This window comes from Mycobacterium sp. B14F4 (assembly GCF_039871645.1).
Lineage (GTDB): Bacteria > Actinomycetota > Actinomycetes > Mycobacteriales > Mycobacteriaceae > Mycobacterium.
Window position 1 is genome coordinate 678,683 of record NZ_JBDPMF010000001.1, and the last position, 13,081, is coordinate 691,763.

12 protein-coding genes and 1 pseudogene are annotated in these 13,081 nt (G+C 70.5%); 8 read left to right on the forward strand and 5 right to left on the reverse strand.

Translation table 11 applies throughout. From position 1 onward, the window contains the following. Positions 1 to 81: 81 nt before the first annotated feature. Positions 82 to 732 (reverse strand): hypothetical protein, encoded by a 651-nt coding sequence (locus ABGB19_RS03350; RefSeq protein WP_347683955.1) that lies wholly within the window; start codon positions 730 to 732, stop codon positions 82 to 84. A gap of 140 nt (positions 733 to 872) precedes the next feature. On the opposite strand from ABGB19_RS03350, the pseudogene dprA reads away from it, so the two are divergent. From dprA to ABGB19_RS03375, 5 genes and pseudogenes are all read left to right on the forward strand, one after another. Beyond that, positions 873 to 1,592: pseudogene (gene dprA, locus ABGB19_RS03355) on the forward strand (DNA-processing protein DprA); the annotation flags it as partial. Between the two features lie 9 nt (positions 1,593 to 1,601). Beyond that, the gene (locus tag ABGB19_RS03360; RefSeq protein ID WP_347683957.1) at positions 1,602 to 2,648 is read left to right on the forward strand and encodes a cellulase family glycosylhydrolase; all 1,047 of its coding nucleotides are present in this window, start codon (positions 1,602 to 1,604) and stop codon (positions 2,646 to 2,648) included. A 77-nt stretch (positions 2,649 to 2,725) separates the two neighbouring features. Beyond that, complete coding sequence (locus ABGB19_RS03365; protein ID WP_347683959.1) at positions 2,726 to 3,577, forward strand: siderophore-interacting protein; 852 nt, start codon at positions 2,726 to 2,728, stop codon at positions 3,575 to 3,577. A gap of 33 nt (positions 3,578 to 3,610) precedes the next feature. Continuing rightward, a complete protein-coding gene (locus tag ABGB19_RS03370; protein WP_347683961.1) occupies positions 3,611 to 4,771 on the forward strand; it encodes a lactate 2-monooxygenase in 1,161 nt (386 codons plus the stop codon). A gap of 32 nt (positions 4,772 to 4,803) precedes the next feature. Next, the gene (locus tag ABGB19_RS03375) at positions 4,804 to 5,706 is read left to right on the forward strand and encodes a tyrosine recombinase XerC (protein WP_347683963.1); all 903 of its coding nucleotides are present in this window, start codon (positions 4,804 to 4,806) and stop codon (positions 5,704 to 5,706) included. Here ABGB19_RS03375 and ABGB19_RS03380 read toward each other — a convergent pair whose 3' ends face one another. Beyond that, positions 5,707 to 6,672 carry a TIGR03621 family F420-dependent LLM class oxidoreductase gene (locus tag ABGB19_RS03380; protein ID WP_347683965.1) on the reverse strand — a complete coding sequence of 322 codons (966 nt, stop codon included), beginning with the start codon at positions 6,670 to 6,672 and terminating at the stop codon, positions 5,707 to 5,709. Between the two features lie 27 nt (positions 6,673 to 6,699). Then, positions 6,700 to 7,188: a M23 family metallopeptidase gene (locus ABGB19_RS03385; protein ID WP_347683967.1), complete on the reverse strand. Its 489-nt coding sequence runs from the start codon at positions 7,186 to 7,188 to the stop codon at positions 6,700 to 6,702. Positions 7,189 to 7,473: 285 nt separating this feature from the next. Between ABGB19_RS03385 and rpsB the strand changes: the two genes are divergently transcribed. The 3 genes from rpsB to ABGB19_RS03400 all read left to right on the forward strand — a co-directional run bounded on the left by rpsB (position 7,474) and on the right by ABGB19_RS03400 (position 10,680). Next, on the forward strand, positions 7,474 to 8,334 hold the full coding sequence (gene rpsB / locus ABGB19_RS03390; RefSeq protein ID WP_347683969.1) for a 30S ribosomal protein S2: 861 nt from the start codon (positions 7,474 to 7,476) through the stop codon (positions 8,332 to 8,334). A gap of 1 nt (position 8,335) precedes the next feature. Further along, a complete protein-coding gene (tsf, locus tag ABGB19_RS03395; protein WP_347683971.1) occupies positions 8,336 to 9,163 on the forward strand; it encodes a translation elongation factor Ts in 828 nt (275 codons plus the stop codon). 113 nt (positions 9,164 to 9,276) lie between these two features. Further along, complete coding sequence (locus ABGB19_RS03400; RefSeq protein ID WP_347683973.1) at positions 9,277 to 10,680, forward strand: amidase; 1,404 nt, start codon at positions 9,277 to 9,279, stop codon at positions 10,678 to 10,680. On the opposite strand, the gene ABGB19_RS03405 is transcribed toward ABGB19_RS03400, so the two are convergent. Both ABGB19_RS03405 and ABGB19_RS03410 read right to left on the reverse strand, forming a co-directional pair. Beyond that, positions 10,635 to 12,221: an FAD-dependent oxidoreductase gene (locus tag ABGB19_RS03405; RefSeq protein WP_347683975.1), complete on the reverse strand. Its 1,587-nt coding sequence runs from the start codon at positions 12,219 to 12,221 to the stop codon at positions 10,635 to 10,637. The genes ABGB19_RS03400 and ABGB19_RS03405 overlap by 46 nt on opposite strands. After that, positions 12,218 to 13,009: a carotenoid biosynthesis protein gene (locus tag ABGB19_RS03410; RefSeq protein WP_347683977.1), complete on the reverse strand. Its 792-nt coding sequence runs from the start codon at positions 13,007 to 13,009 to the stop codon at positions 12,218 to 12,220. Before ABGB19_RS03410 ends, ABGB19_RS03405 begins: the two co-directional genes overlap by 4 nt. Positions 13,010 to 13,081 lie beyond the last annotated feature (72 nt).

Here is a 13,081-nt window from a genome sequence, read left to right on the forward strand (position 1 = left end):
GGCGCCCAGCGCGCTTGGCGCACGGAGCGCACCACCCCGGTGCGCTGACCGGGGTGGTATTGGGCGGGGCCGGTGGGCGCGCTACTGCTCCAGCTTCGCCACCGCCTCCTTGTACGGCAGGTCGCGGTAGCCCCGGTGGCTCAGGTGGCGCTCGCCGTTCTCGTACCGCTGCGCCAACTCCTGCGCCTGGGCAATGGTGGTGCAGAGCCCGGCGACGGGCGTGTAGGTGCCGTTGAAGCCCCGCTGGCTGGCGAACCACGCCCCGCCGTCGCCCTGGGCGACCCGGTACATGCGGTCCCCGCCCCTCGCGGTGTGCACCCCGTCCTTCTCGTTCCACGCCAGCTGGCCGCCGCTGGCTGGGCGCGGGGCCTTGCCTCTCGGTGCTTGCTGGGCGTCAATTGCCTCAGCGCCGCTGTCCTTTCGGCTGCGTTTCGCCACCTTCACCGGCACCAGCTTGCGCTGTGTGCCGGGGCCGGGGTTGTGCACGCCTTGCGCCTGGAGCGCCTTGCTGCCCGCCTGCCGCGTCTGGTGCCAGGACCAGACGCCCCAGTTGTCGCCGCCCTCGTCGGCCACCAGCAGCGCGTGGGTGTACCCCCTGGTGGCGCTGGTGCGTGTGAACTCGGCGCCGTTCGGCGCGGTGGCGACGTACGTGGTCTTGGCCTTGGCTCGTTTCAGCGAACTATCAGCGGCCTTGGCGGTAGGCGTGGCGGTGGCGGTGTTAGTACTGCTCATTACGTGTTTCCTTCACGGTATGGGCTGCGCGTTGTGCGCTGCTAGGCAAACGCCAAGCTAGGCCCGGTCTGACGGCCTCGCAAGAATCCCAGGGTGCCAAGCACGCTAGGCAACATGTATGCGCCAGTCGTACATGGTTAGGCGAACACGTCGCGGCCGACCTGGCCGCCGGCCTGGCGACGCGGGATGTCGCGGTGGTCTCGGGTGGCGCATACGGGATCGACGGTGCGGCGCACCGCGCGGCGCTGGCGGCCGAGGGGGTGACCGTGGCCGTGCTGGCCGGCGGCGTCGACGTCCCGTATCCGGCGGGCCATGCCGCGCTGTTGCGGCGGGTTGCCGAGCAGGGCCTGGTGGTCAGCGAGTATCCGCCCGGAGTTCGCCCCGCGCGGCATCGCTTCCTGACCCGCAACCGGTTGGTGGCCGCGCTTTCGGGCGCCACCGTGGTCGTCGAGGCCGGTGCCCGCAGTGGCGCGGCGAACACCGCGGCGTGGGCGCGCGCGCTGGGTCGTCCCGTGTGCGCCGTGCCCGGCCCGGTGACGTCGTCGGCCTCGGTCGGATGTCACGTGCTGCTGCGTGCGAGTGCACACGTGGTGACCCGGGCCGAGGACATCGTCGAACTGGTCGGTCGCGCGGGCGAATTGGCCCCCGAGGAAGAACGCCCGGCCTCACCGCTGGACGAGCTGGCCGACGAGGACAAGCGCGTCTACGACGCGCTGCCGCGCCGAGGCGCGCGCACCGCCGAACAGATCGCGGTGGCATCCGGACTGCCGGCGCGGCAGGTGCTCGGGCCGCTGGCAAACCTCGAGCTGATGGGCATGGTGGTGTGCGGAGACGGGCGCTGGAAGCTGGCCCTCCGGTAGGTTGACGCCATGTACCAGCGGCTGAGCGGGCGCATCGGGTCGCTCACGGCCGTCGTCGCCCTGATCGCCGCGGTGCTGCTGTCCGAGGCGCGAACGGCGCAGGCCGAGGCGGTCCCCGCGCCGGGCGACGGGTACGGGTTCAGCGTCGGCGCCCCGATGACGTGGATGAGTCGCACCGAGGCCGACGGCGAACTCGATGCGGCGGCCCGCACCGGGGCGACGTGGCTGCGCGTCTTCATCGACTGGAGTCGGGTGGAGCCGATGCCGGGCGCCTACAACTGGGGCTACGTCGACCACTGGATCGACGGTGCGCTGTCGCGGGGCATCAAGGTGCTCGCCTCGATCGGGTACAGCCCCGACTGGGCGCGGGCCCCCGAGACCTACTTCACCGGCCCGCCCGTCGAACCCGCCGTCTTCGCCAGCTTCGTCACCACCGTCGCGCAGCGCTACGGCGACCGGGTCACCGACTGGGAGATCTGGAACGAGCCGAACATCCCGTTGTTCTGGGGTTACCGGGGCAACCGTGCCGTCGAGTACACCGCGCTGTTGAAGGCCGCGTATCCCGCGATCAAGGCGGTTCAGCCGCACAGCACCGTGATCGCCGGTGGACTCAGCCCCGCCTTCGCGCCCGACGCGCCGCCGACCTTCGTCAGCGAGATGTACGCAAACGGCGCCAAGGGGTTCTTCGACGCCATGGCGATGCATCCCTATGTCTTCCCCCACGGTTTGGCCGCCGACGCGCTCAATGGATGGTCCGACGTCGAGCGGGTACACCGGATCATGACGGACAACGGGGACGGCGAGAAGAAGATCTGGATGACGGAGATGGGCGCGCCGACCAGTGCGCGTTCCGCCGAAGGGGTCAGCCAGCAGGAGCAGGCGCAACAGATTCTCGACGGGCTGCGCAAGGCGGCGGAGACCAGCTACAGCGGGCCGGCGTTCATCTTCTGTATCCGCGACACGAACACCGCGAACCAAGACAATCGCGAGGACAACTTCGGAGTGCTGACGACCGATTGGCAGCCCAAGGTCGCGGCCACGGTGCTCGCGGGGTAGCGCTCCGACGGGCGGGTCCCGCTCGTATCATCGATAAGGTCGGCTAACAATCAGTCGGCGTTGGGTTGGGAGGAACATTGGCCGGGCGTCCGATACACACCTTCGAAGTGGTGCGTACAGAGGAGTTGACACCGCACCTCATCCGATTGGTGCTCGGGGGTGCGGGCTTCGACACGTTCAAGCCGAACGAGTTCACCGACGCCTACGTCAAGGTCGCCATCGTCGACCCCGACATCGACGTCGCGGCGCTGCCGCAGCCCCTGACGCTCGACAGCTTCTCGTCGCTGCCGCCCGAACAGCGGCCCACAGTGCGCACCTACACCGTCCGCCACGTCGACACCGAGCGCCGGGAGATCTGCATCGACTTCGTGGTGCACGGCGAGCACGGGGTGGCCGGGCCGTGGGCGGCCTCGGCGACGCCGGGCCAACCCGCCTATCTGATGGGCCCCAGCGGGGCGTACGCACCCGACCCCGCAGCGGACTGGCACCTGATGGCCGGCGACGAAGCGGCGGTGCCGGCCATCAGCGCGGCGCTGGAAGCGTTGCCCGACAACTCAATCGGGCGCGTCTTCATCGAGGTCGCGGGGCCCGACGACGAGATCCCGCTGAAGAAGCCCGAGGGCGTCGAGGTGCGCTGGATCTACCGCGGCGGGCGTGCCGACCTCGTGCCCGAGGACCAGGCCGGCGACCACGCCCCCCTCATCTCCGCGGTGAAGGAGACGCCGTGGCTGCCCGGGCAGGTGCAGGTCTTCATCCACGGTGAGGCGCAGACCGTCATGCACAACCTGCGGCCATACATCCGCAGGGAACGCGGCGTCGGGGCCAAGTGGGCGTCGATCTCCGGCTATTGGCGGCGCGGGCGCACCGAGGAGACCTTCCGCCAGTGGAAGGCGGAACTGGCCAAGGCCGAAGCGGGCGAGTCGGCGTAGTACCGCGCGACCCGGACTGGCACGCTGACCGTCATGACGTTCGGTAACTACCAGTTCGAGATCTACCTGCAGGGTTTGTCGGGCGTCGTGCCCACCATGCCGATGACGTTCGCGGACTGGGAGGCCAAAGCCGCGTCCGCGATGCCGCCGTCGGTGTACTCCTACGTCGCGGGCGGCGCCGGAGACGAGCGAACTCAGCGCCTCAACCGCACGGCGTTCGACAACTGGGGCCTGATGCCACGGATGTTCCGCGCCACCCGCGACCGCGACCTGTCGGTGAACCTCTTCGGCCTGACGTTGCCCTCGCCGGTGTTCATGGCGCCCATCGGCGTGATCGGCATCTGCGCCCAAGAGGGCCACGGCGACATCGCCACCGCCCGCGCCGCGGCCCGCACCGGAGTGCCGATGGTGGTCTCCACCCTCACCGAGGACCCGCTCGAGAACGTCGCCGCCGAGTTCGGTGATACGCCAGGGTTTTTCCAGCTGTATTGCCCGACCGACCGGGAGCTGGCCGCGAGCCTGGTGCATCGCGCCGAAGCCGCTGGATACAAGGGGATCATCGTCACCCTCGACACCTGGGTGCCGGGGTGGCGACCCCGCGACCTGTCCACGTCGAACTTTCCGCAGCTGCGCGGGAAGTGTCTGGCGAACTACACCAGCGACCCGGTGTTCCGTGCCGCGCTCGAACAGCCGCCCGAGGAGAACCCGCAAGCGGCGGTGCTGCACTGGGTGGGATTGTTCGGCAACCCGTTGACGTGGGATGACCTGCCCTGGCTGCGGTCGCTGACGGACCTTCCGCTCATCGTGAAGGGCATCTGCCACCCCGACGACGCGCGGCGTGCGAAGGCCGGTGGGGTCGACGCGATCTACTGCTCCAATCACGGCGGCCGGCAGGCCAACGGCGGGCTCGCGGCGATCGACTGTCTGCCCGGCGTGGTCGAGGCTGCCGACGGGCTCCCCGTGCTGTTCGACTCCGGGATCCGCAGCGGTTCCGACATCGTCAAGGCGCTCGCGCTCGGGGCCACCGCGGTCGGTATCGGCCGCCCGTACGCGTACGGGTTGGCACTCGGCGGGGTGGAGGGAGTCGTCCACGTGCTGCGCTCGCTGCTGGCCGAGGCCGACCTGACGATGGCGGTCGACGGATATCCGACCTTGGCCGATCTCACTCCGGACACGCTGCGGCGCGTCACCTGAGCCACTCCCTCACCGTCTGCGACGGTGAGTCAGTGGACGCACTCCTGGAGGAGTTCGACGAGTACCTCGCGCTCGAACGCGGTCGCTCCGAGCACACCCGTCGCGCCTATCTCGGCGACCTGCGGTCGCTGTTCGCGTTCGTCGCCGACCGCGGGGGCGAAGCCGGGGTCGGTGGGTTGAGCCTGCCGGTGCTGCGGTCCTGGCTCGCCGCGCAGGCCGCGTCGGGTGCGGCCCGCACGACCCTGGCCCGCCGCACCTCGGCGGTCAAGACGTTCACGGCGTGGGCGGCCCGGCGCGGCATGATGGCCGGCGATCCCGCGACGCGGCTGCAGGTGCCGAAGGCGCGTCGCACGTTGCCCGCGGTGTTGCGGCAGGACCAGGCCCTCGACGCGATGGCCGCCGCGAAATCCGGTGCCCAGCAGGGTGATCCGTTGGCGATCCGCGATCAATTGATCGTGGAGCTGTTGTACGCCAGCGGAATTCGGGTCAGCGAGTTGTGCGGGTTGGATGTCGACGACGTCGACATGGCGCGGCGGCTGCTGCGCGTCACGGGCAAGGGCGACAAACAGCGGACGGTGCCGTTCGGCGAGCCGGCCAAGGCGGTGCTCACGGCGTGGCTCTCCGAGGGACGGCCCGAGTTGGCTACCGCGGAGTCGGGACCGGCGTTGCTGCTGGGCGCGCGCGGCCGGCGGCTCGACCCGCGCCAGGCGCGCACCGTCGTCCATCAGACCGTGGCGGCGGTCGACGGTGCACCGGACATCGGCCCGCATGGGCTGCGCCACAGCGCCGCCACCCATCTGCTCGAGGGCGGCGCGGATCTGCGGGTGGTGCAGGAATTGCTGGGCCACTCGACGTTGGCCACCACGCAGCTCTACACCCACGTGACGGTCGCCCGCCTGCGGGCCGTCCACGACCAGGCGCATCCCAGGGCGTGACTACCGCAGCAGCGCAATGACTTTCGCCAGATCGGGCATCGCCGACGGTCGGCCCGGCAGCTCGTCGAACACCGTCCAGTAGCTGACGCCGAAGCGCTGCTGGCGCTGCACGAGTTGGTCGGCCATCTGCTCGTGGGTGCCGAGCAGGACGAAAGGTGAGTCCAGAAGTTCGGCGGGGGAGACGCCGCCGATGGTCGCGGCCAGTTCGGCGGCCGCCCGGTTCCGGTCATCGGTCGCGACGACGGCCTGGATCAGGGCGTTGAGTTCGATCTGCTCGAACCGGTCGCCTGCGGCCTCGCAAACCACGGCGACGCGGTCGTCGAGTCCTTCGGCGCCGAAGTGGGTGAGCCGGACCGCGGTGGCGTCCCGGTTGTGAGTGATGCCCGCGAGCCCGACGATGTCGGCGAGTCGCCCTGCCAGCTTAAGGACTCGAGTTCCGTTGCCGCCGATCAGCATCGGCACACGTCGCGACGGGGTCGGGAGGAGCTGGCCTGCGGCGGCGCACACGCGGTAGTGGTGGCCGTCGAAGTCGACGGCCTCGCCGTCGAGCAGCTTGCGGATCAGCCCTGCCGCCTCCTCCAGCCGCGACACCCGCACACCGCCGCCGTCGAACCCGATGCCCGCGGCGTCGTACTCGGATCTCATGTGGCCGGCCCCGATGCCCAGTTCGAACCGGCCGTCCGAGACGAAGGCAAGACCGGCCGCCTCGCGGGCGGTTTCGACGGGATGGCGGAAGTCGTTGTTGAGCACCAGTGTTCCGACGTGTAGGTGCTCGGTCACCGTCGCTGCCGCGGTCGCGCTGGTGAAGGGCGGCGCCAACGGCACCAGGTGGTCGGCGAAGGTCAGCGCGTCGAAATCGGCGGCCTCGACGTCGCGTGCGAAGTCGCGGGCCTGCTGCCCACTGCGAGGCATGCCGGCGGTCAGCCCGAAGCGCGGTGGTCGGGATCGGTGAGCGGCGGTGGTCACGGGTGTGACGGTATGCGCACGCTCGCGCTAACCGTGCGTGGGCTTGAGGCGAATCGGGGTGGTGGCGAGGAGACCGAGCGGGTCGACGTAGTCGGCGTCGGCGGTCGGGCCCCACATCGCGCCCCAGTGCAGGCACGCCTGCGCCGGGCAGCCGGCGTGCCCGGCCTGCAGCACGCCGATCGCAGTGCCCGCATCGACCAGTTGCCCCGCGCGCACCGACGGCCGGACCGGTTCGTAGCTCGTCCGCAACCCGCCCGGGTGGGCGATCGACACGACCGGTCGGCCCGCCAGGGGGCCGGCGAACACGACCGTTCCCGGACCAGCTGCGTGCACCGCCTGCCCGGACGAGCCCGCCAGGTCGACGCCGCGATGTCCGCGGTGCCAGTTCGGCGACGGCGCGTCGAAAGCACGAACCACGGCGGGGTGGGGCCGCAGCGGCCAGTCCAGCCGGCCGGTGTCGGCCGCGGCGGGCGCCGCCCACGCCAGTGCGGCCGTCAGCACCGCGATCCATCGCATTCGTCCAGCTCAGCGCATGAGGAGTAACCGGCGCCAGGGCCGGCTCCGGATCTGTGGATGGGCAGGTCGCTGTGGAAAAAGCACCCCTATCCAGGGTGTAAACTCCTTACCGCAGCTCGCTCGAGCGGGCTGACTTCGCGTGTCTGCACCTCGACCCGTTCCACTAGGTCGTATCCGGATGCCGTCGGTCCCGTCCCCGCGACGGGTCTGGCATTCCGAGCCGGCACCAGGGCTTGGCGTCACCCGGCGCCGGGCGACAACCGACACACAAGTGAGGCATCACTCATGGCTGTTGTGACCATGAAACAGCTGCTGGACAGCGGCACCCACTTCGGGCATCAGACCCGTCGCTGGAACCCCAAGATGAAGCGGTTCATCTTCACCGACCGCAACGGCATCTACATCATCGATCTGCAGCAGACGCTGACCTACATCGACAAGGCGTACGAGTTCGTCAAGGAGACCGTCGCGCACGGCGGCACCATCATGTTCGTCGGCACCAAGAAGCAGGCGCAGGAATCGATCGCCGAGCAGGCGACCCGCGTCGGCATGCCCTACGTCAACCAGCGCTGGCTGGGTGGCATGCTCACCAACTTCTCCACCGTGCACAAGCGCCTGCAGCGTCTCAAGGAACTCGAGACGATGGAGCAGACCGGCGGTTTCGAGGGTCGCACCAAGAAGGAAATCCTGATGCTGACCCGCGAGAAGAACAAACTCGAGCGGTCGCTCGGCGGTATCCGCGACATGCAGAAGGTGCCCTCGGCGGTGTGGGTCGTCGACACCAACAAGGAGCACATCGCGGTCGGCGAGGCGCGCAAGCTGGGAATCCCGGTCATCGCGATCCTCGACACCAACTGCGACCCCGACCTCGTCGACTACCCGATCCCGGGCAACGACGACGCCATCCGCTCGGCTGCGCTGCTGACCAAGGTGGTCGCCGCCGCGGTCGCCGAGGGCCTGCAGGCCCGTGCCGGTGCCGGACGTGACGGTGACAAGCCCGACGCCGACGCCGCCGAGCCGCTCGCCGAGTGGGAGCAGGAGCTGCTGGCCGGCGCGACGGCCACTGCTTCCCCGACCGCCGCGGGCGCCGAGCCCGGCACCCCCGAGGCGGACATCCAGACCGAACCGAAGAGCACGGAAGGCTGACATGGCTAACTACACCGCTGCCGACGTCAAGCGACTGCGGGAGCTGACCGGCGCCGGCATGCTCGACAGCAAGAACGCGCTGGTCGAGTCCGACGGCGACTTCGACAAGGCCGTTGAACTGCTGCGCATCAAGGGCGCCAAGGACGTCGGCAAGCGCGCCGAGCGCGCGACCGCCGAGGGCCTGGTGGCCGCCAAGGACGGTGCGCTGATCGAGCTGAACTCCGAGACGGATTTCGTCGCGAAGAATGCCGAGTTCCAGTCGGTCGCCGAGCAGATCGTCGCCGCCGCGGCCGCCGCCAAGGCGACGGACGTCGACGCGCTCAAGGCAGCTCGAATTTCTGGCGGCCAGGCGACACCTACGGTCGAGCAGGTCATCGCCGACCTGTCGGCGAAGATCGGCGAAAAGCTGGAACTGCGCCGCGCCGCCTACTTCGACGGCACCGTCGAGACCTACCTGCACAAGCGTGCCGCGGACCTCCCGCCGGCCGTGGGCGTGCTGGTCGAGTACACGGGGTCGAACAAGGAGGCCGCGCACGCCGTCGCCCTGCAGATCGCCGCGCTGAAGGCCCGCTACCTCACCCGCGAGGACGTGCCCTCCGATGTCGTCGCCAACGAGCGCCGCATCGCCGAGGAGACAGCCCGCAACGAGGGCAAGCCCGAGCAGGCGCTGCCGAAGATCGTCGAGGGCCGGGTGACCGGCTTCTACAAGGACGTCGTGCTGCTGGACCAGCCGTCGGTGTCCGACAACAAGAAGACCGTCAAGGCCCTGCTCGACGAGGCAGGCGTGACCGTCACCCGGTTCGTCCGCTTCGAGGTCGGCCAGGCCTGATCTTCCCCGCCGAGCGCTCATCGTTGTACGGCTGAACGGCCGAAAACCGAACAACGGTGAGCGCTCGCGTGCTCTGTCGTCCGTCGGCGGTACGAGTTGGTACCGTCAACGCCATGAGCACGGTTCACGCTTTCGGCGACGACGCCCTCGGCGAGCATGACGCCGTCGGTCTCGTCGACGCCCTGTTGGCGGGCACGGTGTCGCCCGTCGAACTCGTCGAGGCCGCGATCGCGCGCCTCGAAGCGGTCAACCCGACGCTGAACGGCTTGGCGCACGAGGCGTTCGACCGGGCCCGCGCCCGCGCGTCGGCGCGCCGGTTCGGCGGCTACTTCGACGGGGTGCCGTCGCTGATCAAGGACAATGTCGCGGTGGCGGGCATGCCGACGATGAGCGGCACCGACGCCTGGGAGCCGCGTCCGGAGCGGGCTCACGGCGACTTCGCCCGCTCGTTCCTCGCGACGGGCCTCACGCCGCTCGGCAAGACTCAGCTGTCGGAGTTCGGTTTCAGCGCATCGGCCGAGCATCCGCGGATCGGGCCTGTGCGTAACCCGTGGAATCCCGACCACACCGCGGGGGCGTCGTCGTCGGGTTCGGGTGCGTTCGTCGCGGCCGGGGTGGTGCCGATCGCGCACGCCAACGACGGCGGCGGCTCGATCCGGATTCCCGCGTCCTGCAACGGCCTGGTCGGGCTCAAGCCGTCCCGTGGCCGGCTGCCGCTGGACCGGGACATGCGCCAGATGCCGCTGCGCATCGTCGCCAACGGGGTCGTCACCCGGTCGGTGCGCGACACCGCCGCGTTCTACCGCGAGATGGAGCGGGTCAGCCGCAACCCGCGGCTGCCGGCGGTCGGCGACGTCACCGGCCCCAGCGCCCAGCGGCTGCGGATCGCCGTCTGCACGCAGTCGATCGCGCGCGAGGCCGGCCCCGAGGTGCGCGAGCTGACGCTCAAGACCGCTGCGCTTCTGGACGAACTCGGCCACAAGGTCACCACGATCGACAACCCGGTGCCCGCCCACTTCATGGACGACTTCCTGTTGTACTGGTCGTTTTTGGCGTTCGCCCTCGTTCGCGGTGGGCGGCGCACCTTCGGCCCGAGCTTCGACCGCGAACGCCTCGACAACCTGACGCTGGGCCTGGACCGGCACGCCTCGCGAAACCTGCACCGGCTGCCGATGGCGACCGCCCGCCTGGCACGGGTGCGGCGGATCACCTCGCGCCTGACCGACACCTACGACGTGGTGTTGACGCCGACGCTGGCCGACGTGACCCCGCGCATCGGCCACCTCGACCCGGCCAACGACTACCAGCAGATCATCGAGCGCCTCATCGAGTGGGTGGCCTTCACGCCGCTGCAGAACGCCACCGGAGAGCCGGCGATCTCGCTACCCGTCGCCGAATCCGCGTCCGGCCTCCCGGTCGGCATGATGTTCGCCGCGCCGCTGGGGCACGAGGCGCGGCTGCTGCATCTGGCCTACGAACTCGAAGAAGCGCTTCCCTGGCGGCGCATCCACGCCTGACGCTTGCCGATGCGCGGCACTCCCGCCAGCAGGCCGCGCTGCGGGACGCCGTCGATCGGTTCGGCCGCCGCGCCGAGTTCCGCGAGCACGTCGTTGGCGGCGAGCACCCCCGACATCGCCGAGCGTTCCATCAGCCCGGCCAGGTAGGGCAGTTCCACGAAGTCGCCCGCGACGCGCAGCCCCCGGGCGTCACTGCGCACGCCGGGACGGGTGCCGGCCGAACCGGGTGGGAACGCGGGCGCGGTCGCCTCCAACCGGTCACGGCGGTGCAGGACGGTCGCGTCGGCGGTCTCCGGCCACAGTATGGCCAGCTCCGCGCGCAAGGCCTGTGCCGCGGCGGCGGCGTCGTCGAAAGTGCAGGAGTACGAATGCAATTCGACGACCGAACCGCCGGTCGATGCGGCCCACTGCGCGCTGGGCTCCTCCAGCCGCGAGTACACCGCGACCGAGTCGAGGGTCGGCTGCCCGGTGACCGCGCTGAACGGAGCCCGGTCCGCGGTGACGTCACGGTCGAGCCAGAGCCTGCTGACCGCGAACGGCGGTGCCACAGTGAGGTTTTCGCAGCGGAGTGCCAGCAGCGGTGCGGCGGCGGCGGTCGTGGGTGAGGCCGCGATGAGCGCGCGCAGCGCGCCGGGGTCCACGGCCAGGACGACGTGGCGGCTGACGAACTCTCCGAAATCGGTGCCGACGCGCCAGCGCTGGCCGTCGGGCTCCACGGCGGCGACGCGGGTTCCGGTCCGGACCTCGACGCCGTGGCGTATCAGATACTCGCGCAACGGGTGCCAGATCGCGGTCGCGTGGTCGGTGGCGGGCACGTCGAACCCGATGCCCTCGGGGTTGCCCAGGAAGTAATAGTGGAACATCGCCACCAGTTCGGCCGCCGACAGCTCGCCCTGGTTGCAGAAGAACGACCGGGCGAACGCCTCGAAGAGCATGCTGCGGGTGCGTTCGCTCATCTGCAGCCGGTCGAGGAACGTCGCGGCGTCGACGTCGTCGAGTTCGGCGACGGTGGTGGCGCGGTCGTAGGCCAGCAGCGCCCGACCGGCATCGGGATCGGCGTTCGTGAAATCCCGCCGCGTCAGGCTCTTCGACCGCAGCGCCAGTGCGAGCAGGTTCAGCGGCGGCGCGGCGGGCAGGCCGGACAGGTCCTCGGCCGGCCAGGTCGCCGAGATCACCGGGTAGCTCGGCACCGGAGCCAGGAACGACAGGTCGGGATCGACGCGGCGCAGGATCGCCCGCCACGTGTAGTAGTGCCGGAAGAACGCGTGGAACCCGTGCTCGATGTACTGTTCGCTGCCGTCGGGCAGGCGTTCGGGCCAGGCGCCCAACCGCCCACCGAGGTGGTCGGCCGCCTCCAGAACCGTGACGGCGACGCCCCGTTCGGCCAGCACCACCGCAGCGCAGATTCCGGCGATGCCGGCGCCGACGACGACTGCGTCGGCGCGGGGCCCGACGTCGCGCGGCAGCAGCGGGTCCGGCTCTACGAGGCGGCGGGGCCGCATCCGCAGCGGAGCCGCCCGGCTGCGCAGCGCGTCGCTCACGTGGCCACCGTCGTGGCATCGCGGCGGCGCAGGAGCGCGATGGCGAACGGCACCGCGACCGCGCCCATGATCACCGCTCCGGTGACCGCCGAGCCGGGCAGTCCGAAGAACACCGCATGGCCCAGCACCGAGGAGAAGTACACCCATAGATACAGCGCCGCCGCAGGCGCGGACGGCGTCTGCCCGCCGCGCAACACCGCGTTCAGGATCGCCATGAGCACCACCGACACCAGCAGCCAGCCCAAATAGTTCGTCAGGGGGATGCCGGGGATCAGTGGCAGGCCGGGTGTGGTGTCGAACCACGTCCAGTGGCCGGCGTCGACCATCTGCGGGTCCAGGAACACGTCCCACGCGGTGAGCGCAAGCGCGCCGACGGCGACGACGGCCGGGCCCCGCGACACGAGCGTGCGCGCCACCACGAGCGCCGGCCACGCCATCATCACCCAGGCCAAGGGGACGACGACCGGCACGCCGAGCAGCTCGGCGCCGAGCGTGCCGGTGTAGGCGTAGTGCCCGAAGGGCAGGCCCGTGGCCACCCCGACCGCCTCGGCGAGCAGCCCGCCGCCGCCGGCCACCGCGATCAGCACCGCGGCACCCACCGGTCCGAGCACCCGCGCGGCATCGGCCACGCTGGCCACGAAGAACACCACCACGCTTGCCACCGTCACCTCGGTACGCCAGCTCTCGGGCATGAGAGGGTAGGCGATCTGGACCAGTACCGCGGCGGCGACCAGTGCCCACACCACGCGAGTGCTCCGCACGGGTGCGACCGGCAACGCCAACGCCACGTGTGTCACCTCCGCTGTCACAGGTGGGCGACGTCTGCACCCGCCGGCTGTGCCGTCGGGTCGAGACTTCGT